17 protein-coding genes, 2 tRNA genes, 2 rRNA genes and 1 riboswitch (1 of these 22 only partly in view) are annotated in these 22,972 nt (G+C 61.4%); of the genes, 7 read left to right on the forward strand and 14 right to left on the reverse strand.

All coding sequences use genetic code 11. The features are described 5' to 3' along the window. From AB7783_RS19610 to AB7783_RS19625, 4 genes are all read right to left on the reverse strand, one after another. Positions 1-795, reverse strand: a 23S ribosomal RNA gene (locus AB7783_RS19610); it reaches 2,025 nt to the left of the window's first position. A gap of 445 nt (positions 796-1,240) precedes the next feature. Continuing rightward, positions 1,241-1,316, reverse strand: a tRNA-Ala gene (locus tag AB7783_RS19615). A 106-nt stretch (positions 1,317-1,422) separates the two neighbouring features. Further along, a tRNA-Ile gene (locus tag AB7783_RS19620) sits at positions 1,423-1,499 on the reverse strand. A gap of 215 nt (positions 1,500-1,714) precedes the next feature. Beyond that, a 16S ribosomal RNA gene (locus AB7783_RS19625) occupies positions 1,715-3,201 on the reverse strand. Together the 16S and 23S rRNA genes with 2 tRNA genes alongside form the textbook arrangement of a ribosomal RNA operon. Positions 3,202-4,085: 884 nt before the next feature. On the opposite strand from AB7783_RS19625, the gene AB7783_RS19630 reads away from it, so the two are divergent. Next, positions 4,086-6,101: a peptidoglycan DD-metalloendopeptidase family protein gene (locus AB7783_RS19630; RefSeq protein ID WP_441278545.1), complete on the forward strand. Its 2,016-nt coding sequence runs from the start codon at positions 4,086-4,088 to the stop codon at positions 6,099-6,101. A gap of 97 nt (positions 6,102-6,198) precedes the next feature. Here the strand turns inward: AB7783_RS19630 and AB7783_RS19635 are convergent, their stop codons facing one another. Both AB7783_RS19635 and clpB read right to left on the reverse strand, forming a co-directional pair. After that, the gene (locus tag AB7783_RS19635; protein WP_441278546.1) at positions 6,199-6,837 is read right to left on the reverse strand and encodes an NAD(P)H-binding protein; all 639 of its coding nucleotides are present in this window, start codon (positions 6,835-6,837) and stop codon (positions 6,199-6,201) included. Between the two features lie 72 nt (positions 6,838-6,909). Continuing rightward, a complete protein-coding gene (gene clpB / locus AB7783_RS19640; protein ID WP_441278547.1) occupies positions 6,910-9,546 on the reverse strand; it encodes an ATP-dependent chaperone ClpB in 2,637 nt (878 codons plus the stop codon). Between the two features lie 231 nt (positions 9,547-9,777). On the opposite strand from clpB, the gene AB7783_RS19645 reads away from it, so the two are divergent. Beyond that, a complete protein-coding gene (locus AB7783_RS19645; RefSeq protein ID WP_441278548.1) occupies positions 9,778-10,551 on the forward strand; it encodes an MOSC domain-containing protein in 774 nt (257 codons plus the stop codon). Positions 10,552-10,557: 6 nt separating this feature from the next. On the opposite strand, the gene AB7783_RS19650 is transcribed toward AB7783_RS19645, so the two are convergent. The 3 genes from AB7783_RS19650 to metX form a co-directional block, all read right to left on the reverse strand. Next, positions 10,558-11,202 (reverse strand): TIGR02594 family protein, encoded by a 645-nt coding sequence (locus AB7783_RS19650; protein ID WP_068729161.1) that lies wholly within the window; start codon positions 11,200-11,202, stop codon positions 10,558-10,560. Positions 11,203-11,543: 341 nt separating this feature from the next. After that, entirely contained in the window at positions 11,544-12,230 is a 687-nt protein-coding gene (metW, locus tag AB7783_RS19655; protein ID WP_199711970.1) for a methionine biosynthesis protein MetW, read from the reverse strand. 2 nt (positions 12,231-12,232) lie between these two features. Then, a complete protein-coding gene (gene metX, locus AB7783_RS19660; protein ID WP_089267605.1) occupies positions 12,233-13,435 on the reverse strand; it encodes a homoserine O-acetyltransferase MetX in 1,203 nt (400 codons plus the stop codon). An 87-nt stretch (positions 13,436-13,522) separates the two neighbouring features. Continuing rightward, a riboswitch (SAM riboswitch) is annotated at positions 13,523-13,602 on the reverse strand. A 203-nt stretch (positions 13,603-13,805) separates the two neighbouring features. Here metX and AB7783_RS19665 point away from each other — a divergent pair. From AB7783_RS19665 to AB7783_RS19675, 3 genes are read left to right on the forward strand one after another with little or no spacing between them, the layout of a single operon-like run. Beyond that, positions 13,806-14,657, forward strand: coding sequence for a chorismate mutase (locus AB7783_RS19665; protein WP_441278549.1), 852 nt, complete (start codon positions 13,806-13,808; stop codon positions 14,655-14,657). 26 nt (positions 14,658-14,683) lie between these two features. Further along, positions 14,684-15,787, forward strand: a complete 1,104-nt coding sequence (gene hisC / locus AB7783_RS19670) for a histidinol-phosphate transaminase (RefSeq protein WP_441278550.1) — start codon at positions 14,684-14,686, stop codon at positions 15,785-15,787. A gap of 1 nt (position 15,788) precedes the next feature. After that, entirely contained in the window at positions 15,789-16,727 is a 939-nt protein-coding gene (locus AB7783_RS19675) for a prephenate/arogenate dehydrogenase family protein (protein WP_120287235.1), read from the forward strand. Positions 16,728-16,854: 127 nt separating this feature from the next. On the opposite strand, the gene AB7783_RS19680 is transcribed toward AB7783_RS19675, so the two are convergent. Beyond that, positions 16,855-18,045, reverse strand: coding sequence for a DUF2125 domain-containing protein (locus AB7783_RS19680; protein ID WP_441279726.1), 1,191 nt, complete (start codon positions 18,043-18,045; stop codon positions 16,855-16,857). A 127-nt stretch (positions 18,046-18,172) separates the two neighbouring features. Here AB7783_RS19680 and AB7783_RS19685 point away from each other — a divergent pair, with 127 nt between their 5' ends. After that, positions 18,173-18,730, forward strand: a complete 558-nt coding sequence (locus tag AB7783_RS19685) for a gamma-glutamylcyclotransferase (protein ID WP_089267609.1) — start codon at positions 18,173-18,175, stop codon at positions 18,728-18,730. Between the two features lie 7 nt (positions 18,731-18,737). On the opposite strand, the gene AB7783_RS19690 is transcribed toward AB7783_RS19685, so the two are convergent. From AB7783_RS19690 to ftsE, 4 genes are all read right to left on the reverse strand, one after another. Next, positions 18,738-19,511: a lysophospholipid acyltransferase family protein gene (locus AB7783_RS19690; protein WP_120287238.1), complete on the reverse strand. Its 774-nt coding sequence runs from the start codon at positions 19,509-19,511 to the stop codon at positions 18,738-18,740. A 26-nt stretch (positions 19,512-19,537) separates the two neighbouring features. Next, positions 19,538-20,263, reverse strand: coding sequence for a YdcF family protein (locus tag AB7783_RS19695; RefSeq protein WP_093757394.1), 726 nt, complete (start codon positions 20,261-20,263; stop codon positions 19,538-19,540). Between the two features lie 80 nt (positions 20,264-20,343). Continuing rightward, complete coding sequence (locus AB7783_RS19700) at positions 20,344-21,315, reverse strand: cell division protein FtsX (RefSeq protein ID WP_441278551.1); 972 nt, start codon at positions 21,313-21,315, stop codon at positions 20,344-20,346. After that, on the reverse strand, positions 21,308-21,967 hold the full coding sequence (gene ftsE / locus AB7783_RS19705; RefSeq protein ID WP_068729180.1) for a cell division ATP-binding protein FtsE: 660 nt from the start codon (positions 21,965-21,967) through the stop codon (positions 21,308-21,310). The genes AB7783_RS19700 and ftsE overlap by 8 nt, the downstream gene beginning before the upstream one ends. Positions 21,968-22,095: 128 nt before the next feature. Between ftsE and AB7783_RS19710 the strand changes: the two genes are divergently transcribed. Then, positions 22,096-22,959: an MJ0042-type zinc finger domain-containing protein gene (locus AB7783_RS19710; RefSeq protein WP_441278552.1), complete on the forward strand. Its 864-nt coding sequence runs from the start codon at positions 22,096-22,098 to the stop codon at positions 22,957-22,959. Positions 22,960-22,972: the final 13 nt, after the last annotated feature.

Consider the following 22,972-nt stretch of genomic DNA (forward strand, 5'->3'; position numbering starts at 1 on the left):
CCCGTTCGGTCCTCCAGTGAGTGTTACCTCACCTTCAACCTGCCCATGGCTAGATCACTAGGTTTCGGGTCTAATACAACGAACTTAGCGCCCTATTCAGACTCGCTTTCGCTGCGCATACACCTATCGGCTTAAGCTTGCTCGTTAAATTAAGTCGCTGGCCCATAATACAAAAGGTACGACGTCACCCAGAACGTATCTTGGGCTCCGTCTGTTTGTAGGTATCCGGTTTCAGGTCTATTTCACTCCCCTCGTCGGGGTGCTTTTCACCTTTCCCTCACGGTACTAGTTCGCTATCGGTCAATGAGGAGTACTTAGGCTTGGAGGGTGGTCCCCCCACGTTCAGACAGGATTTCACGTGTCCCGCCTTACTCAAGGACATATCATTGCATTACCCGTACGGGACTATCACCCTCTGAGGTCCAGCTTTCCTGACTGGTTCCGGTTGTCTTTGATATGCCACTGGCCTGGTCCGCGTTCGCTCGCCACTACTAACGGAGTCTCTGTTGATGTCCTTTCCTCCGGGTACTTAGATGTTTCAGTTCCCCGGGTTCGCTTGAAACCCCCTATGTATTCAGGAGTCTCATACCTTCAACTGATAACCGAAAATCCAAAACCACCCTCACTTGCGTGATGATGACCTTAGAGTTTCGGCTATCGAAGGTGGGTTTCCCCATTCGGAAATCTATGGATCAAAGCCTCTTCGCGGCTCCCCATAGCTTATCGCAGCGTAGCACGTCCTTCATCGCCTCTCATTGCCAAGGCATCCACCGAATACCCTTAAGACACTTGATTGCTCTCATTATCAATATCCACACACTCGGCAGAGTTTGCTGCACGCTGCTTTGCGCCTAAACGCAAAATCCGCACGCCGGCGATCAAGCCGTGCGCACTTCATGCAGCTGGATATGATTTAGAAAGACCAGTTTGCTTCGTAAGATCGAACCGACAACGAGGCGGTCAAGCTTCGTTGAAAAGGAATAAAGATGCGGAAGCTTCGCAAGCGAAGCGTTCGCACTCAATTCCTGGAGATTATGATTGCGGCACCCGCAATTGCTTGCAGATCCGAACCTCGGAACGATCTCCTCTTTACGATGTCATAAATCCCGCAGTCGATCTCGTAAGACCGACAAGCGAAGTTATACCGCGGACTAAATCAGGCGCCGCCCATATGGCGCGCACTGTCTGAACACACTGAATGTTTGTTACGATCTCAACGTCGCCATCCATCAGAAGTTTCTGGTGGAGGCAGACGGGATCGAACCGACGACCTCATGCTTGCAAAGCACGCGCTCTCCCAGCTGAGCTATGCCCCCGTTCCAGAAGACGAATGCTCAACGCTGAATGGCGCGTTTTGCAGATGCGATGCTTGCGCATGTGATGTCGACGTCAGCAGCAGCTTCAATTCAAAGCGCGCAAATATGGTGGGCCTGGGAAGACTTGAACTTCCGACCTCACGCTTATCAAGCGCGCGCTCTAACCAACTGAGCTACAAGCCCTAACAACAAAGGACTGCGCTCGGCTCATCGACATGACCTTGCGATCAAACGCCAACAAGCAGCACGAGCACGCCCCAGCGTGTGTTCGTCCGCGAAGAAAGAGAAACGAAGACGGCGGTGTCCCGCCTATGCAGCTCAGACATTGATCCAATGTCTGGCCACTGATGTTTCAAAAGAGGTTCGATAGATGCAAGCATCTGAAGAACCATCCTTAGAAAGGAGGTGATCCAGCCGCAGGTTCCCCTACGGCTACCTTGTTACGACTTCACCCCAGTCGCTGACCCTACCGTGGTCAGCTGCCCCCTTGCGGTTAGCGCACTGCCTTCAGGTAGAACCAACTCCCATGGTGTGACGGGCGGTGTGTACAAGGCCCGGGAACGTATTCACCGTGGCATGCTGATCCACGATTACTAGCGATTCCAACTTCATGGGCTCGAGTTGCAGAGCCCAATCCGAACTGAGACGGCTTTTTGAGATTTGCGAGAGGTCGCCCTTTTGCATCCCATTGTCACCGCCATTGTAGCACGTGTGTAGCCCAGCCCGTAAGGGCCATGAGGACTTGACGTCATCCCCACCTTCCTCGCGGCTTATCACCGGCAGTCTCCTTAGAGTGCTCAACTAAATGGTAGCAACTAAGGACGGGGGTTGCGCTCGTTGCGGGACTTAACCCAACATCTCACGACACGAGCTGACGACAGCCATGCAGCACCTGTGCTCTATGCCCCGAAGGGAAGGTTCCATCTCTGGTACCGGTCATAGACATGTCAAGGGCTGGTAAGGTTCTGCGCGTTGCGTCGAATTAAACCACATGCTCCACCGCTTGTGCGGGCCCCCGTCAATTCCTTTGAGTTTTAATCTTGCGACCGTACTCCCCAGGCGGAATGCTTAAAGCGTTAGCTGCGCCACTAGTGAGTAAACCCACTAACGGCTGGCATTCATCGTTTACGGCGTGGACTACCAGGGTATCTAATCCTGTTTGCTCCCCACGCTTTCGTGCCTCAGCGTCAGTTATGGGCCAGTGAGCCGCCTTCGCCACTGGTGTTCTTGCGAATATCTACGAATTTCACCTCTACACTCGCAGTTCCACTCACCTCTCCCATACTCAAGACTTTCAGTATCAAAGGCAGTTCTGGAGTTGAGCTCCAGGATTTCACCTCTGACTTAAAAACCCGCCTACGCACCCTTTACGCCCAGTGATTCCGAGCAACGCTAGCCCCCTTCGTATTACCGCGGCTGCTGGCACGAAGTTAGCCGGGGCTTATTCTTACGGTACCGTCATTATCTTCCCGTACAAAAGAGCTTTACAACCCTAGGGCCTTCATCACTCACGCGGCATGGCTGGATCAGGCTTGCGCCCATTGTCCAATATTCCCCACTGCTGCCTCCCGTAGGAGTTTGGGCCGTGTCTCAGTCCCAATGTGGCTGATCATCCTCTCAGACCAGCTACTGATCGTCGCCTTGGTAGGCCTTTACCCCACCAACTAGCTAATCAGACGCGGGCCAATCTCTCGGCGATAAATCTTTCCCCGTAAGGGCTTATCCGGTATTAGCACAAGTTTCCCTGTGTTGTTCCGAACCAAGAGGTATGTTCCCACGCGTTACTCACCCGTCTGCCACTGACGTATTGCTACGCCCGTTCGACTTGCATGTGTTAAGCCTGCCGCCAGCGTTCGCTCTGAGCCAGGATCAAACTCTCAAGTTGGACTTGAAACTTTAAACCGGCTGATCACAACGTATTGACGAGGTCCCACCATACTAAATCAGCCAAACCGAAGTTCAGCCAATCTGCTGTCCGCGCTTCACAGCGCTAACAACGATGGTGTTAACCTTTGTTCAAAACGTGTACCGCCGAAGTCTTTCGTCCGGCCTCGCTATCCGGAAGCCGAAGCTTCCATCGAACGAGACCCGCAAGGACTCCGCCGTCCACGTTTCTCTTTCTTCAATTTAACTTGTCAAACAGCCCGACGCAGATGCGTCAATCTCCCCAGGAGGGAGAAATCTTGTCACCCAATCACTCGACAACAGATCAGCAGCCGACACCTATCGGCTACTGAAACACTCTTCGCGGTGATGAGCTTCCGAGACACGAACAACCGCCCGGGCTGGTAGGCCCCGGCGCCGCTGCGCTCAGTGGCCGGGTTATAGGCCCCCTCACCCGAAACTGTCAACGCCATTCGTCAGAAAATCGTCACGTGCTGTGGAGGAGGCTCCAGGGCCCAAAAAGCGTAGGTTTTACAGGGGTGACGCCGTACAAGAGCCACATTCCTCCGACGTTCTGAGCATGCCTTGTGCAAAGATTCTGCGTCGCCTCTGAAACTTTTTGGGGGTGGCCGAACCGGATCTGGGCCCAACGGTCTCTCGAAAGAACGAGCTGCGTCATCGCAGTGCGCTTTTGGGCCAAAGAGAACACAGCGAAAGAGTTTGCAGCATTGACGTTCGTCCATTCGGCCAGCATTTTGGCGCGCACTGTTCGACCGTCGATGCGATGTGCTTGGGGAAGACTCTTCGCATGATGCTGGGAATTCGGGGGATGTCGGCTTGAATCACGGACTGTCACGCGGTGGCGCCTATAATCGTGAGACCGGGATGATTGATCTCGGCCACGAGCCGCCGCTATCCGTTGATGGCTCCGAAGCCGCAGTCATCGATCGTCGCCGCGTCTCGGTACAGTGGTTCAGTGGTACTATCCTCACAGGTCTCTGCGGCGCGGCTCTGATCGGCGGCGCCGTTTTCGCGTCGCTTGACGGCGAGATGACCTTTGCCAAGGTACCGGAGCGTGTCGAAGGCGCGCTACGCGGCGCCTTCAGTGCCACCGACAAACAAGCAAGCCTGCATAAGAGTGACCGCCTGCCGCCGCCGAGCGACTCTTCCGCCGCGCGCCAGGTACTCAAAGTCTCCACCGTCACCCGCGTCGGCAATCGCGACGTCATGCGCGTGCGGCCCTTCATCCGGATTTCCGGCAATCTGGCGATGGCGACCAGCGATCTCAGCGCCAAGATCCCGCCCTTCAATGCACAGCGCCTGCTGACCGATGTCGGCAGCCCCGCTCCGAACAGCGACGACGCCGCGGTCAATCCGAATGCCGTCGAGCCCGATGCCGAAGTCTCCTTCGTCACCCGCGATCTCGGTCAGGTGTTGCCGAAAGCCAAGATCGGCGCCAGCGTTGCTATCGATGAAGTCTTGATGCGCGTGCGCGACGCCTCCAACTGGCGCGGCAATACTGGCGTTCGCTACACGACCGTCGCCAGCGCCACCGGCGATATCGGCGGACAGCCCGACATGAAGATGGCCTATGCCGCCGAAGGGACCACAGCCGATCCTTATGCCGGCTTCGAAACCCGTATCGTGCCGGAAAACGTCACGCTGCTGGCCAAGACCAAGGATCAGGCGACCGGCGGCAACCCCAATGGCGAGCGTATCCATATCGTCAAGAAGGGCGACACCATCCTGACGATCCTGCGCGACCAGGGCGCGATGCCCGAGGAAGCCAAGGCCATTGCCACTACGCTGGGTGCCCGCGGCCGCGACGGCGGACTGAAGGAAGGCCAGAAAGTTCGAATCCTGATGTCGCCGACCGGACCTGGCCAGCGCTTGCAGCCGTATCGCGTGATCGTCGCCAACGACTCCACCATCGAAGCTGTCGCCGCTCTCTCCGATCTCGGCAAATACGTCGCCGTCGATGTCTCCAGCATGAACACCGTCGCCGAAGCGCCAAGCGCATCGGATGATGACGAGGAGGATGACGGCACCGGCGTGCGGCTCTATCAGAGCATTTACGAGACGGCGCTGCGCAACAAGGTCCCGGCTACTGTCATCGAGGACATGATCCGGATCTACTCCTACGACGTGGATTTCCAGCGCAAAGTACAGCCCGGCGACTCGTTCGACGTGTTCTTTGCCGGCGAAGACGAAGGCGCCACCATCACCGAAAAGACCGAAGTGTTGTTCGCTTCGCTTACGGTGGGCGGCGAAACCAAGAAATACTATCGCTTCCTGACCACCGACGACTCGGTCGTCGACTACTATGACGAGACCGGCAAGAGCGCGAAGAAGTTCCTGGTCCGCAAACCCGTCAATAACGCCATCATGCGTTCGGGCTTCGGCGGACGCCGCCACCCGATCCTCGGCTACACCAAGATGCATACCGGCGTGGACTGGTCGACGCCCTACGGCACCCCGATTTTCGCATCCGGCAACGGCGTGATCGAAAAAGCAGCCTGGGAAGGCGGCTACGGCAAATATATCCGCATCAAGCACAACAACGGCTACGAGACCGCCTACGGCCATATGTCGGCCTTCGCCAAGGGCATGGAGCCCGGCAAGCGCGTGCGGCAGGGTCAGGTCATCGGCTTCGTCGGCTCCACCGGCATGTCCACCGGCGCCCACGTTCACTACGAAATTCTGGTCAACGGCCGCTTCGTCGATCCTATGCGCGTGAAACTGCCACGCGGCCGCTCGCTCGAAGGGCCGATCATGGCCGGCTTCGAGAAGGAACGTGACCGGATCGACGCCCAGATGACCATGCGAGGCCCCGGCGCCCGCGTGTCCGACGCAGGCGTGACCGGCGCGGTGCCACCAGCACGGCCGACGACCAGCCGCTAAATTCATATTTTTCGTCTTGTTCTGCGCGTCAGACCGACGCCGCGTGGGCTAGGGGACGCTTGGGACAGTGGCAAAAGGGCCGCTGAGGTCCCGACGATCAATCCGCAGCGAGCTCTGCAGACCCGATCAGGTGAACGCCAGGCGCGCCGATCACGGCTGCCTCGATCAATGCGTCGGCGATCTTGTCGGCGGGGCTGATCCGGTAGCTGCGCGGCAGAACCGGACCCAGCACACCGAGCACCGCCGCCGCGACGTGTTCGCCCAGCCGGAATTCGTCGCGGTCACCGCCGATCAGGCCCGGCCGCACAATCGTCAAAGACGGAAAGCCCATCGCCTTCAGCGCTTCCTCCACTTCGCCTTTGGTACGCGGATAGAGCAGCTTTGAGCGCGCATTGGCACCCACCGACGAATTGAGCGCGAAACGGCGAGCGCCGTGCTTGCGCGCCAGCCGGGCGACTTCCAGCGGGTAATCATAATCCACAACGCGAAATGCCTGATCCGAGCCGGCCTTGGCGCGCGTCGTGCCGAGTGCACAGATCACACCATCGACGTCCCACCAGTCGGCCTCGGCTGGTAACCGGTCGAAGTCGACCAGCGGGTTGTCGAGCTTCGCATGCGCCTCGAGCGGCCGCCGCGTCGACGCAACGATGCGCGTGATCCGACTGTCGGCGAGCGCTTTGGCGATGACATGGCGGCCGACAAGGCCGGTGGCGCCGACCACGAGAATGCGGGTCATGATCTTTCTCCAACGTGGAAACGGCCTGAACCGTGAGGTTCAGGCCGTTTCGTTGCGTTTAAACCCGTGCCGTCAGTTCAGCTGCCGCTTCGGCACCGGCGCCTCGAACTCGGCGATCTCCGCGGTCCGGGCTGGCTTGCCGTTGAATGTCAGGACGTTGCCGGCGGCGCTTATGTCGACATGGTCACCGTCCTTGACGTCGCCGGCGAGGATCATCTCGGCCAGCGGATCCTGGACGTTGCGCTGGATCACCCGCTTGAGGGGACGGGCGCCGTAGGCGGGATCCCAGCCCTTGTCGGCGAGCCAGTCACGGGCTTCGTCCTCCAGCACCAGCGTGATCTTGCGATCTTCCAGCAGCTTGGTGAGCCGCGCGAACTGGATCTCGACGATCCGGCCCATTTCGCTCTTCTGCAAGCGGTGGAACAGGATGATCTCGTCGACACGATTCAGGAATTCCGGCCGGAAATGGGCGCGGACGTTGCCCATCACCAGGTCGCGCACCGCTGACGTATCCTCGCCCTCGGGCTGGTTGACCAGGAATTCCGAACCGAGATTCGACGTCATGATGATCAGCGTGTTGCGGAAATCGACGGTGCGGCCCTGGCCATCGGTCAGGCGGCCATCGTCGAGCACCTGCAGCAGCACGTTGAACACGTCCGGATGCGCCTTCTCGACTTCGTCGAACAGAACGACCTGATAGGGCCGCCGCCGCACAGCTTCGGTCAGCGCGCCGCCCTCGTCATAACCGACATAACCCGGAGGCGCGCCGATCAGGCGTGAGACCGAGTGCTTCTCCATATATTCGGACATGTCGAGGCGAACCATCGCGGTGTCATCGTCAAACAGATAGGACGCCAACGCCTTGGTCAGCTCGGTCTTGCCGACGCCGGTGGGACCGAGGAACATGAACGAGCCGATCGGCCGGTTGGGATCCTGCAGGCCTGCCCGCGACCGACGCACCGCCGTCGCCACGGCACGCACCGCTTCGGCCTGGCCGACGACGCGCTCGCCGAGGCTCAGCTCCATCCGCAACAGCTTGTCCTTCTCGCCTTCGAGCATCTTGTCGACCGGCACGCCGGTCCAGCGCGAAACAACCTGCGCGATGTGATTGGCGGTGACCGCCTCTTCCATCATCTCGGAATTCTCGTTGGCTTCGATATCGGCCAGACGCTTTTCAAGATCGGGAATCCGGCCATAGGCCAGCTCACCGGCACGCTGATATTCGCCGCGGCGCTGCGCATCGGCCAATTCAAGGCGCAAGCCATCGAGCTCGCTCTTGAGCTTCTGCGCATTCGACAGCTTGTTCTTCTCGGCCGACCAGCGCTGGGTGAGCGCGGCCGATTTCTCTTCTAGCTCGGCGAGTTCCTTCTTGAGTGTTTCGAGCCTGCTCTTCGAGCCTGCATCGGTTTCCTTGCCAAGCGCCTCCTGCTCGATCTTGAGCCGGATGATCTCGCGGTCCATCGAATCGAGTTCTTCAGGCTTGGAGTCGACCTGCATTTTCAGCCGTGCCGAAGCCTCGTCCATCAGGTCGATGGCTTTATCCGGCAAGAAGCGATCGGTGATGTAGCGGTTCGACAGCGTTACGGCAGCGACCAGCGCGCTATCCGTGATGCGGACGCCGTGATGCTGTTCGTATTTGTCCTTGAGGCCGCGCAGGATCGAGACGGTGTCTTCCACAGTCGGCTCAGCCACGAAGATCGGCTGGAAGCGCCGCGCCAGCGCCGCGTCCTTCTCGACGTGCTTGCGATATTCGTCGAGCGTGGTGGCGCCGATGCAATGCAATTCGCCGCGGGCGAGCGCAGGCTTCAGCAGGTTCGACGCGTCCATCGCGCCATCGCCCTTGCCGGCGCCGATCAGCTGATGCATCTCGTCGATGAACAGGATGATGCCGCCCTCGGCCGAGGTCACCTCGCCGAGTACAGCCTTCAACCGTTCCTCGAACTCGCCGCGATATTTCGCGCCGGCGATGAGCGCACCGAGATCGAGCGACAGCAGGCTCTTGTCCTTCAGGCTCTCCGGCACGTCGCCATTGAGAATGCGCAGCGCGAGACCTTCGACGATGGCGGTCTTGCCGACGCCGGGTTCGCCGATCAGCACGGGATTGTTCTTGGTTCGCCGCGACAATACCTGAATCGTGCGGCGGATTTCCTCGTCGCGGCCGATCACCGGGTCGAGTTTGCCATCGCGCGCGGCCTGGGTCAGGTCGCGGGCATATTTCTTCAACGCGTCATAGGCGTTTTCGGCCGTGGCGGAATCCGCCGTGCGGCCCTTGCGCAGCGCATTGATCGCGGCATTGAGATTTTGCGGCGTGACGCCGCCCTTGTTGAGCAGGCTGCCGGCTTCGGAGTCCTTGTCGAGCGCCAGCGCAAGCAGCAGCCGCTCCACGGTGACGAAACTGTCGCCGGCCTTTTCGGCGGCCTTTTCGGCGGCATCGAAAGCGCGCGCGGTCGCCGGCGCCAGATAGACCTGTCCGGCCCCTGCGCCCGAGACCTTGGGCATCTTGCCCAGCTCGGTTTCCGTCGCCTTCAGGATGGCGCGGGAGTTGCCGCCGGCACGATCGATCAGGCCGCCGGCCAGACCTTCACTATCGTCCAGCAGAACTTTCAGAATGTGCAGCGGCGAGAATTGCTGATGGCCCTCGCGCACGGCCAGCGACTGCGCCGACTGGATGAAGCCGCGCACCCGTTCGGTGTATTTCTCAATATTCATTGTGTGTTGTCCCTCGGCCTGCCCTGTCCGCCTCGAAAGCACGGATGGGGCATCTTCATTGGGTATCCGCAGGCCGCATTGATGGTGGTCAACCGGCTGCGGTCGTCGCTGGCGTCAAAACCAGCTTGATGCAAATGTGGGCAGCCAGTTCCCGAAACGGAAGGGGTCCGCATAAAATTCCAATCGGCCAGGCGATAGCGCCGCGGGCCCAAATCTCTTAAGACCGGAACCATGCCAGAACAGTCTTACGCCAGCGTTGCCAGCATCTACCGCTATCCCGTGAAGGGCCTGACGCCCGAGCCTCTGGAACAAGTCACGCTGAAGCCCGGCCAGACCCTGCCGGCCGACCGGCGCTATGCCATCGAGAACGGCCCAATCGGGTTCGACCCGGCAGCACCGCAATATTTTCCCAAGACCCAGTTTCTGATGCTGATGCGCAACGAGCGCCTGGCGGCGCTGCGCAGCCACTACGACGACGCCAGCCATACACTGACGATCCGGCAGGATAATGTGGAGGCAGCGCGAGCCGATCTGCAGACGGCCGAAGGACGTGCGGAAATCGAAGCGTTCTTCGCTGCAAATTTTGCCGATGAACTACGCGGACCACCCAGGGTGCTGTTCGCGGACGGCCATAGCTTTTCGGACGTGCCGCGCAAGGTGGTGTCGATCATCAACCTCGCCAGCGTCAAAGATCTCGAAAAGGCCGTCGGGCAGACGGTGCATCCGCTGCGCTTTCGCGGCAACCTGCATGTAGCGGGCTGGCCGGCCTGGCATGAATTCGAGCTGATCGACCGGACGTTCGCCATCGGCAGCACCCGGCTCAAGGTGGTGAAGCGCATCGTCCGCTGTGCAGCGACCAATGTCGATCCGGATACGGCCGCGCGGGATCTGACGATTCCGAAAACGCTGCTGCAGACCTATGGTCATGCCGATTGCGGAATTTACGCTGAGGTCGTCACCGGCGGCATGATCACCGCCGGCGATAAGATCGTCGTCGAAGAATAGACGAACTCAGCTCGTCGGCATCACGTAGGCGTAAACGCGGCCACGCGAATACACCGACTCGGCGACGCGGTTGCCGTGATTGCCGGAGACGATGATCGGATTGCCCTTGGCATCGACACCCGAGACGACGCCGACATGACCGCCGCGACGACCGCGCGACATCACGGCGATGGCGCCGACCTGCGGACCTGAGATGCGCTGGCCATAGCTCGAGAACGAGCGCGCCATATCAGACCCGGTGCCTTGATGGCCGGTGCGCTTCAATACGAGGTTCATGAACGCTGCGCACCACAAGCGACCGCGGGCGGTCGGATTGCCGCGGCCGATGAAGCTGCGCGCTGCATCGACGATGCCCGAACCGCCGAAGCCGCCGGAAGGCTGGTTCATGCTTGCATTGGCGTTATTGAAATTTGTGGAGTCGCCGAACGAAGGCGCCTGCTGTTCGACTCGGGCACTGCGCCGTGCATACCGCGCGCGATGCCGGACGTGATGACGCGTGCTGTGTGTGTACTTGCCGACGTGGTGCGAATGACGCGAAGCGCCGTGATGAGGACGTGCCGACGCGGGAGAGACTGACGCGAGAACTGCCGCCGAACACACCGCAAGAGCCGAGATGCGAAGTGCACGGCGATACGCAAAGAACTGAACCATACCGAATTTTTCCTCTTAACACCCCCGAACCCCATCAGCCCAAATACGCGGGCTAACAATCGGGACGGGCGTGGTAACGAAGTTGGTATGGCGATAACAAGACCTAGAACGGTTCAAGTGACGATTTTTTAACGGCGACATCGGAGGGAATCGCTTCAACTTCAACGGACGCCATACGTATAGACATAGCAGCCACCCATTCGACAGAATGCGCGCTTATATTACCTATTCGAATTAGCTTTTACGCACATCTTTGGCGTGTATCGCAGGTCGACACACGGCGTGAAAAGCCGCATGGAATGCGGTACTTCTGTTTCCATCAGGCAGAAATCTACACGCGATCAGGGTTGCGCCGATTTACTCGCGCGGCTCAGCAGGAAAACGCCCTGCTCCCCGAACATGTTCCAGAACCACCACGGCGCATTGAGGCGCAGCGGACGGCCATAGAGATCGAGCGCAACGGCGCGCTCCATCTTCACGTTGATCTCGTCGCACAAGACAACGAAATCCTTGATGGTACAGAAGTGAATGTTCGGCGTGTCGTACCACGTCGCCGGCAGATTCTCCGTACGCGGCATCCGGCCACCGACAAGCAACTGCACGCGCATCTTCCAGAAGCCGAAATTCGGAAACGACACGATCGCGCTGCGGCCGATGCGCAGCAGATTTTCCAGCACGACGCGCGGCTGCCGCGTCGCCTGCAGCGTCTGCGACAGGATCACGTAGTCGAACGCATCGTCGGGATAGTTGATCAAGTCCGTATCGGCGTCGCCCTGCACCACTGCGAGGCCTTTGCCGACACAGCGGTTGACGCCCTCGCGCGACAATTCGATGCCGCGGCCGTCAATGCCGCGGCTTTCCAGCAATTGCAGCAGATCGCCATCGCCGCAGCCCACGTCGAGCACCTTCGAACCCGGCTTGATCATCTCCGCGACCAGGAGGTGATCGCCACGATAATCCTGCGTGCCGCGCGGCGCCGGCGTCGCCACCGCAGAATTCAGCGGCAAGGCTTGTTGTGGAAACGCCATCTCTATGTCCCCGTAACAGGCAGGCCGCGCACGGAGGCTGCGGAGTTCAGAAATGCACCGGCGATATCGAGGAACTCGGGCACATCGAGCAGGAAGGCATCATGACCCTTGTCGGTTTCGATCTCCGCAAAGGACACGCGGACGCCGCCGGCATTCAGCGCGTGCACGACGTCGCGCGATTCTGCCGTCGGGAACAGCCAGTCTGATGTGAACGACATCAGACAGAAGCGCGTCTGCGTATCGCGAAACGCTTCCGCAAGCTTGCCGTTGTGGTCGGCTGCGATATCGAAATAGTCCATCGCACGCGTCAGATAGAGATAGGAGTTGGCATCGAAGCGCTCGACGAAGGACGAGCCCTGATAGCGCAGATAGCTCTCGACCTGAAAATCCGCATCGAAGGAGAATGTCGGCAACTCCCTGTCCTGCATGCGGCGGCCGAACTTGCGGTGCAAGGCGGCATCCGACAGATAGGTGATATGCGCGGCCATCCGCGCGACGCCGAGGCCGCGATGCGGATGTGTGCCTTCCTCGAAATAACGCCCGCCGCGCCAATCGGGATCGGCCATCACGGCCTGACGACCCAATTCGTGGAACGCGATGTTCTGCGCCGAGTGCCGCGTGCTGCAGGCAACCGCCAGCGCGGAGAACACGCGCTCCGGATAGGCCGCGGTCCATTGCAGCGTCTGCATGCCGCCCATGGAACCGCCGACGACGCAAAACAACTGACCGATACCCAGACTGTCGATCAGCATCGCCTGCGCACGCACCATGTCGGGAATGGTGATGACCGGAAAATCCAGTCCCCAGATCTTGCCGGTGGCGGGATTGGTCGAGGCCGGACCGGTCGAGCCCATGCAACCGCCGAGCACATTCGAACAGATGATGAAGTAGCGTTCGGTGTCGAGCGCCTTGCCGGGGCCGACCAGTGTCTGCCACCAGCCGGGCTTGCCGGTGATCGGATTGATATTGGCGACGTGCTGGTCACCGGTCAAAGCGTGGCAGACCAGGATCGCATTGGATTTGTCGGCGTTGAGCGTTCCGTAGGTCTGATAGGCGATCTGGAACGGGGCGAGGTCGACGCCGCAATCAAGCCGCAGCGGCTGATCCATGCCAAAACCCGCGACCAGCGAGGTCGGGTGATCGGCTTCATGTCCACGCTCATCGGGGCGGACAACCGGACTCTTCACCAGTTCGACATTTACCATCTTGATACCGGCCTCCTCAGGAGGTTCTCAAACCAAAACCGGAATCAGGCCATAAAAAACCCGGCCTGAACAAATAGCTCGGCCGGGATCAAACTGTCCCCGGCCTGTTTAGCGAGTTGTTTAACGTGGCTGCAAGCCGGCCGGCTCAAATGACCACGGAAGAGCCCAGAAACTAGTCCCACACCCGCCTGCCGTCAATATGGGCATACCCCGGTCAAATTGCCCAACTGCCCTGCGGCCAAATCTTCCATGTTTTCTTTGCTTTCCGGCACCGTCTTACCTAATCAATGGCCGTGCCCGCCGGCTCCCTGGAGCCGGCCCGGCAAGCTCGACGGGACCTATCACGCCTCCCGTCCCGAAGGTTTTGAACATGTCGAAATTACCACCCGCCCCGCCCTCGCTGGATGAACTGCGCAAAGAGATCGACAGCATCGACGCGCAGGTTCACGCCCTATTGATGCAGCGCGGCGACATCATCGACCGGCTGATTTCGGTGAAGCAGACCCAGGAGGTCGGCTCGGCCTTTCGGCCGGCGCGCGAGGCCGACATGATGCGCCGTCTGGTGCAGCGCCATCGCGGCATCCTGCCGATCGACACCGTCGAGAGCATCTGGCGGGTGATCATTTCGACTTTCACTTACGTTCAGGCGCCGTTCTCGGTGCATGCGGATCTGTCGCTCGGCGAGAGCGCGATGCGGGATTCCGCGCGCTTTCATTTCGGCTTCACGGTGCCTTACGTCGCGCATTTCAGCGCCGCCGCAGCGGTCGAGGCCGTGGCCAAGTCCAAGGGCGATCTCGCGCTGGTCTCGGCGACGTCCAGCCGCACGCCGTGGTGGATCCCGCTGGAAGCCCTGGGCGCGCCGAAGATCATCGCACGCCTGCCGTTCATCGAACGCGCCGACCATCCGGCCGCATTGCCGGTGTTCGTGGTGTCGCGCGTTGCCGACAGCGCCATGGTGACCGAGGTCGAGATGTGGAGCGTGCGGGTGTCCGGCTGGAATGCCGAGACCGCGCGTGCGCTGTCGCCGCGGGCCGAAATCGTCGCCGTGCCGGATACCGCCTTTGACGGCGCGGCGCTGCTGATCTCGATCACGAGAGCCTCCAGCCTCGACAAGATCAAGTCGGCGCTGATCGAAGCCGGCGCCTCGGTGCGCTCCACGGCTCTCGTCGGCAGCCACGCAACCCGCTATACCGTGGCCGCCAGCGACGCACCGCGTTCGTAAGCCAATCTGACGTTCTGGAGTTGAAGATGTCCCGTCCTGTGCCGAAGCCCGGCATTCTCGATATCGCGCCCTACACCCCTGGCAAGAGCCCGGTGGTGGAGCCCGGCCGCACGACCTACAAGCTGTCGGCCAACGAGACCCCGTTCGGTCCGTCGGCGCGCGCCAAGGACGCCTTCGCCACTGCTGTCGCGCATCTCGAGGATTATCCGGAAGGCACGTCGAAGGTGCTGCGCGAGGCGCTCGGCCACCGCTTCGGCCTCGATCCCGCGCAGATCATCTGCGGCGCCGGCTCCGACGAAATTCTGAACCTGATTGCGCATGTCTATCTCGGCCCCGGCGACGAGGCGATTTCAACCGCACACGGCTTCCTGGTCTACCCGATCGCTACCCAGGCGAACGGCGCCACCAATGTGGTCGCTCCGGAAACCAACTTCACCTGCAACGTCGATGCGATCCTGAACTGCGTCACACCGCGCACCAAGCTGGTGTGGCTGGCGAACCCGAACAACCCGACTGGCACCTATCTGCCGTCCTCCGAGATCAAACGCCTGCGCGCCGGCCTGCCGGAGCACGTGCTGCTGGTGCTCGACGCCGCATACTGGGACTACGTGACCAAGGGCGACTACGACAACGGCCTGGAGCTGGCGAAGACCACCGAGAATACCGTCGCCACCTACACCTTCTCGAAGGTGCACGGCTTGGCCGCCCTGCGGATCGGCTGGATGTTCGGCCCTGCGCACATCGTCGATGCGATGAACCGGATTCGTGGGCCGTTCAACGTCTCGGCGCCGGCGATGATGGCCGCGGTGGGGGCGATCGAGGACACCGGCCATGTCGAGATGTCGCGCACATACACCGCCAAGTGGATCGGCATCCTGACCGAGGAAATAACCAAGCTCGGCATCGAGGTGACGCCAAGCGTGGCCAATTTCTTGCTGATGCATTTTCCGGCGACCGGCAAGACCGCAGCGGATGCCGATGCGTTCCTGACCAGGCGCGGGCTGGTGCTGCGCGCCGTGACCAATTACGGCCTACCGAACTCGCTGCGCATGACCATCGGCACCGAGGAAGCCAACAGGCTGGTGATCGAGACGCTGCGTGAATTCATGGCATCGAATTCGGGGCAATGACGTGAGCGCCACGCCGCCCTTCAAACGTATCGCGCTGATCGGGCTCGGCCTGATCGGCTCGTCGCTGGCGCGCGGCATTCAGCAGCTTGGCCTTGCCGGTGAACTCGTTGCCACCGACAATTCGGCGGCCGTGCGTGCACGCGCCGTGGAAATCAAGCTCGCCGACCGCATCGCCGACGACAATGCCAGCGCCGTCAAGGATGCCGATCTGGTCATCGCCTGCGTCCCCGTCGGTGTGGCAGGCGACGTGGCGAAAAGCATCGCAGCACATCTCGCGCCCGGCGCAATCGTCTCCGACGTCGGTTCGGTGAAAGCCTCCGTGCTGCACGCGATGTCCGAATATCTGCCGGACAACATCCACTTCATTCCCGCGCATCCGGTCGCCGGCACGGAAAACTCCGGCCCGGATTCCGGCTTCGCCGAACTGTTCAGCAATCGCTGGTGCATTCTGACGCCGCCCGAGGGCGCGGATCCCGCGGCCGTCGAGAAGCTCACCGGCTTCTGGGCTGCGCTCGGCGCCAATGTCGAGATCATGCAGGCCGCGCATCACGATCTGGTGCTCGCGGTCACCAGCCATCTGCCGCATCTGATCGCTTATACAATCGTAGGCACGGCCGACGAGCTCGAAGATGTCACGAGGTCGGAAGTGCTGAAGTTCTCCGCGGGCGGTTTCCGCGATTTCACCCGTATCGCAGCATCAGACCCGACCATGTGGCGCGACGTGTTCCTCGCCAACAAGGACGCGGTGCTGGAAATGCTCGGCACCTTCCAGGAAGACCTGTCGAAGCTGACCCGTGCCATCCGCCGCGACGATGGCGATGCGCTGTTCGAGCACTTCACCCGCACCCGCGCGATCCGCCGCGGCATCGTGAGTATCGGTCAGGATGAAGCGGCACCGGACTTCGGGCGCAAGCATCAGGCGCTGACGAAGAAGGATTGATCGCAGGACCAACAGCCGTCATTGCGAGCGAAGCGAAGCAATCCAGCCTTACTTGCTTTGCAGCTTCTGGATTGCCGCGTCGCTTCGCTCCTCGCAATGACGTGGAGAGGCCGGCGAACCTCACGCCTTAAAACAACGGCGGGATCTGCGCCACGCGCAGCGGCCCGAGGAACACCGCGCCATCGACAAATTTCAGCGGGAACGACCGCGCCGCTTTGCCTTCCAAGACAGCCGCAGTCCCGATCGAATTGACGCCGGCCGCAAGGCCGCTGCCGGCATTCTTGCGCACGACATTGCCGAGACCGGGGATCGCCCGATCCAGCGCACCGAGGATGTTGTTGACGTCTTGCGACTTCACGCCGGGCGCAATGCGATCCAGCGCCTCCTGAGGCACGCCCATCTCCAGCAACTTGTCGATGCCGAGGGCGGCGATAGCCTTGTCCAGCCCCGCCACGGTCATCTGCAATTCGCCGTCGAGATTGCCCGCGGCGGTCAGACCGAGCGAGCCCGTCGCCAGCGAGATGATCTCGCCCTGCTGGACGCGCGACTGCACGATCTCGACGCGTCCACCTGCAGCCTGAAGCTCGCGGAAACGCTGCGGCCAGGGCTTAGGCGAGACATCCTTGAGGCCGCTGAGCAATGCGCGGATATCGGCATCGAAGGGTGCGGCGAGGATCGGATGAACATCGGCAATGCTGCCGCTCCTGATCTGCAGGGCCGTCTCGATCACCGGCTTGTCCGGCGTCGAATTCGCTGCCGTGCGGCCATGCAATTCGACCTGTTTGGCACGTGCGGTCGGCGCCTGCACCGAGCCGGCGAAGCGGTCGAGCGACACATCGTCGAACACGATGTCGGCGCTGTCAGGCGTGCCGGGGAGACCGGTGATGCTGCTGCGCGCGGAGCCCCAATTCATCACCATCGCCGGCTGACCGCGATCGGACAGGACGGCCGGTGCGGTGAATTCGGCGACCAGGAGCCGCGGCGTGTAAATCTGCGCAACCACGACGATCTCACCGAGCTTCGCGGTGATCGGCACCTGCGTCGCATTCTGGGTGGCCGTTTGCGAGGTCAGCGAAACGCTGACACCGCTGCAGCGGACTTCGAGCCGGAACGGGAAGCCGGAGACCGAACGGTTGGCGCAATCATAGACGCGGCCAGCCGCAGCCTCGCGGGCGCGCCAGATATCGACGTTCTCGTCGACCTTGGACGCGGCATAGAACCAGAAGCCGCTCCACGCCGCCGCAAGGACGACGATGAGGACCGGCAGGATGAAAATCGGCCAGAGGCGGCGCTGGGTGGGCTGTGCATATTCGGACATGGCGGGACGTAGATCGCATGATTTTGTCAAATCGGCGATCCCTTTCATGGGGTTATCCTGTCGTCGCAGGGCCACATTGCAGGAAATCAAGATCGCCCGGGCCCAAGGTTTCTGCTAGGTCGGCATCATGACCGCGAAAATCACCGCCGAGCCCGATTCCGACAGCGATCTCTGGGTGTTCGGCTATGGCTCGCTGATGTGGCGGCCGGGCTTCGAGTTCATCGAACAGGTGCCGGCCCGGCTGATCGGCGAACATCGGGCGCTCTGCGTCTATTCCTTTGACCACCGCGGCACGCCGGAAAAGCCTGGCCTCGTGCTCGGCCTGGACCGCGGCGGCGCCTGCCGCGGCATTGCCTTTCGGGTGGCGGCGAAGCTGCGCCATGACACCATCGCCTATTTGCGGGAGCGTGAGCAGACCACCCATGTCTATCGCGAGGTCATGCGCTCGGTCTGGCTGGATGACGTGGAGCGCACCCGCGTCAGCGCGCTCGCCTATGTGGTTGATCGCGGCCATGTGCAATATGCCGGGCGATTGAGCCTCAGCGAACAATTGCACTTCGTGCGGCAGGGCCACGGGCGTTCCGGGCTCAACCGCGATTACGTGCTGTCGACCGTGAAGGCCATCGAGGCCGAAGGTTTTCGCGACGCGCAGCTCCATCAGCTCGCAGCCATGCTGCACGAGTGACCAAGCGCTAGCTCTCTTTCACCGCCACATTCGGCACGCGCCCGAAGATCGTCGCCTGCTCCGCGCGCGCCTCTGCAACGATCCGATCTGTGGCGGCCTCGATCGACGTGCTGATCGCCGCGATGAATTCCTTGCGGGGCAGGCCGGCCGGCAACGGATCGAGAAACTCCACCACCAGCGTGCCGGGATAGCGCAGGAAGGTACGGCGCGGCCAGAACAGGCCGGAATTCAGCGCCACCGGCAGACACGGCGCGCCGGATTTGGCGTAGATCTGCGCGACACCGGGTTTGTAATCCGGTGGTGCCTCGACAGGCCGACGCGTGCCTTCGGGAAAGATAATGAGCTGACGGCCGAGCTGGATTTCTTCGGTGGCGCGCTTGGCCATATCGATGAGCGAACGCGCACCGCCATCGCGATCGACGCCGATCATCTTCGACTTCTTCAGGTACCAGCCAAAGAACGGAATCTGCCCGAGCTCGCGCTTGTAGATGAACAGCGGCCGATCGAAGAACGGCATCAGCGCGAAGGTCTCCCACATCGATTGATGTTTCGAGGCGACCACCAGCGGCCCCGCCGGAATTTTCTCGAGACCGCGATAATCGACCCTGGTGTTGCAGACGATACGCATCAGCCAGATGCTGCTGGTCGCCCACGCTTTCGCGATCGCCATGAAGGCGCGCGGCGGCATCACGAAGGTTGGAATCGCCACCAGGATCCAGAACACCAGCAGCACATAGAACAGCACGTTGTAGATCAACGAACGCACGAATATCGAAGTCATGGTGTTCCGATCAGCTCAATTGCAGTTCAGTTCGCAGACGCCGTGGCCGGCCGGCGCTGCGGCGCGTCGCTCTGCTGGTCGCTGCCGGAATCCGGCATCAGATCAATGCCGATATTCGCCAGCCGCACCCGCGCTTCGGCCGCGAGATATTTGACATATTCCGATAGCAGCAACCGCAGCGTCGGACCACTGGTCCACCACGGTTCGTCACGCCATTTGTCGCCAATCACCGAGAACGGAATCAGCTCGATATCCGGCATCTCGTGCGACATTTCGACGATCGCGCGCGGCATGTGATAATTCGAGGTCACCACGATCAGCGACTTGAAGCCGCGCTCATGGACCCAGCGTTTGGTCTCTACCGCGTTGCTGCGGGTGTTGACGGCGGAGCGATCGAGATCGACGCAGCAATCCAGCAGCCGCTGGCTGTCGGGCAGCGTGCGCGAGATATTGGCGGCACCGTTGGTGGGATGCACGCCAGAGATCAGCAACCGTTTGCCGAAGCCATTGGCGAGCAGTTCGAGCGCATCCGCAACGCGCGACGAACCGCCGGTCAGGACCACGATGCCGTCGGCATTCGCCGACGGCTTCAGCTCGCCGCTTCGGAGTTGCGCAAGAAACGCAACGAAGCCGATGGCGCCGACCATGAAGGACAGTGCAAATGCGACCACAAGTGCCGCACGGATGACGCGCCGCCGCGGTGGCGCGGCAACGGGCATCTCCGTGGTGTTCTGGTCGTCGAGCAAGGTCATCGGTCTGGCGTTTGGTCCTTTGGCAGCAATCTTAGGTATTTTTCGGCGCCTTGGCGATGCCATCGCCTGTGCCTGACGCGTTACTCGATGTCGTTCAGCGTCGAGAACAATGTGCGGCGCGACGCCCAGGCGGTAATTCCTGCTATCAACAGCGCCTGCCCTGCCACCGCGAGATAGCCTGACGACCGCAGCGAGAACGTCCCCAGCAATGCGGCGAACTGATCGCCCACCGGCGTGCCGGAAAACCAGCTCGCGATCGACTCTGAAAACCCGAACATCAGCATCGCGGCACCGCCGCCAATGATACCGCCCTGCAGGCCAAGCCGCAGGAAGTGGCGGAAGAAGCGATTGGCGATATAGCGATCGCCCGCGCCGACGAAATGCAGCACCTCGACGATCGGCCGGTTCGCCGCCATCGCGCCGCGCGTCGCAAAGGATACAGAGATAATGGTGGCGATAATAACGAGCGCAAGGATGCCGAGCCCGGCCAGCACCGTTGCCGATGTCATCGACCGCATCCGCTCCACCCAGGCGCGATGATCGTCAACGCTGGCCGAGGGCACGGCCTGCGTCACCCGCTTGCGCAAGCCAATGATATCGAGCGCCGTCCCCGGCGCGACACGTGCAATGATGACGCGCGGCACCGGCAGCTCGTCGAGCGACAGTCCCGTGCCGAGCCACGGCTCCAGTAACTGCGCCGATTGCTCCCGGCTATAGGGCTGCACCTCGACAATTCCCGGCTGGCCGCGAATGGCATCGGTCACCGCCTGCGTATCGCGGTCGAGATCGCGGCCGCCCACCGGCTTCACCTGGATGGTGATTTCGCTGGCGACTTCCGATTGCCACTCCGACGCCGACGCGCTGATCAGTAGCACTGCGCCTGTGGTGATGGAGGCGAGGAAGGTCATGATGGCGACGACGGCGACCAGCGCGCGGCCGGCGATCGAGCCGCGCGGCACGATCGGGGATGCGTTGCGCGCCTTTGCCGGGACCTGCGGGCGATCGGTGCCGAGGTCCATCAGCGGGCCGTGTTCTTCGCCGATTCTACTCATAGATATGCAGCCGGCCTTGATGCAGCACCATGCGCCGCGCGTCGTATTGATCCATCAATGTAATATCGTGGGTCGCGATAATCACCGCGGTGCCCGACTTGTTGAGTTCGATGAACAGCCGCAGCAGACGACGGCCCAGCGTCGGATCGACGTTGCCCGTCGGCTCGTCCGCCAGCAGCAGCATGGGCCGCGCGATCACCGCGCGCGCAATGGCGGCGCGCTGCTTCTCGCCGCCCGACAGGATCGGCGGCAGCGCATCCATGCGATCGCCGAGCCCGACCCATTTCAGCAAATCGATGACCTCGCGCCGATAGCTGGACTCCTCACGCCCCATCACCCGGAACGGCAGCGCGACATTCTCATAGGTCGTCATGTGGTCGAGCAGACGGAAATCCTGCAGCACGATACCGATGCGCTTGCGCAGGTCGGCGATCTCGTCCTTGCCGAGCAGCGAGATATCCTGACCGAACAGATTGACCAACCCGCGGGTCGGCCGCAGCGACAGGAACAGCAGGCGCAGCAGCGAGGTCTTGCCGGCGCCGGAGGGACCGGTCAGGAACTGGAACGAATGCGCAGGGATCTGGAAATTGAGGTCGCGCAGAATCTCCGGGCCAAGCCCGTAGCGCAAACCAACATTTTCGAACCGGACCACATTCAGCTCCGTTCGATGGGTTCAAAAAGCCTCAAAAAGACGGTCAATTGCTTGTGCGGCCGTTATGGTTTCCGATTCGTTAACGGTCGTCTTGTAGCCTGCCGGCCATGTCATCGGCTATCGGCTCCATGCATATCGTTTGCCCCAATTGCACGACGTCCTACGCCGTGAACACGGCTACGTTCGGCGATGCCGGACGGACGGTGCGCTGCGCCCGCTGCAAGGAAGTCTGGCTGGCGCGGCCGGAGGATCTCTCCCGCGCCGAAGCCCGTGTTCCCGCCATGGCGGCGAAGGCCAGCGAGCCCGATCCGAACGAGGACATGAGCGCCTGGGGCGTGACCGAGGACGACGACGCTTCGGCACCGAACGTTCCGGTGGTGGAAAGCCCGTCGATCTCGGCCGACTGGCCGGTCGATGCCAATAATCGTACCGAGGAGGCCGACTGGGCCACGCTGGCGCAGCACGACGCGGTGGCCGCGATGCGGGCCACCCCGCCGTCGCGCCTTGCCGTGCTGGGCCGTTTCGTGCCGTCGCTGCCGCGGTTGTTCGTCATGCCACGTCACAGCCTGCCGATCGCCACCGCGGCCATGGCGTCGCTGTTGCTCGCACTGGTGATCTGGCGCGTCGATCTGGTCAAGCTGATGCCGCAGACCGCGACTTTCTATCAGGCGGTCGGCCTCGACGTGAATATACGGGGGCTTGCCTTCAAGGACGTCAAGGTCACCACCGAGACCGTCGATGGCAAGTCGGTCTTGCTCATCGAAGGCCTAATCGTGTCCGAAACCCGCACGCCCACCGCATTGCCGCGCCTGCGTTTCGTGGTACGCGACGAGAAGGGAACTGAAATATATGGCTGGAACGCCGTGCTGGAACAGCCCGGCCTCAATCCCGGCGACAAGACATGGTTTCGATCGCGGCTGGCCTCGCCGCCGGCCGAGGGCCGCAGTATCGATGTGCGTTTCTTCACCAAGCGCGACGTCGCCGGCGCGTAAGTCCAAGGAGTTG

Origin of the sequence: Tardiphaga sp. 172_B4_N1_3 (genome assembly GCF_052076035.1) — a bacterium.
In the GTDB taxonomy this organism is placed as follows: domain Bacteria; phylum Pseudomonadota; class Alphaproteobacteria; order Rhizobiales; family Xanthobacteraceae; genus Tardiphaga; species Tardiphaga robiniae.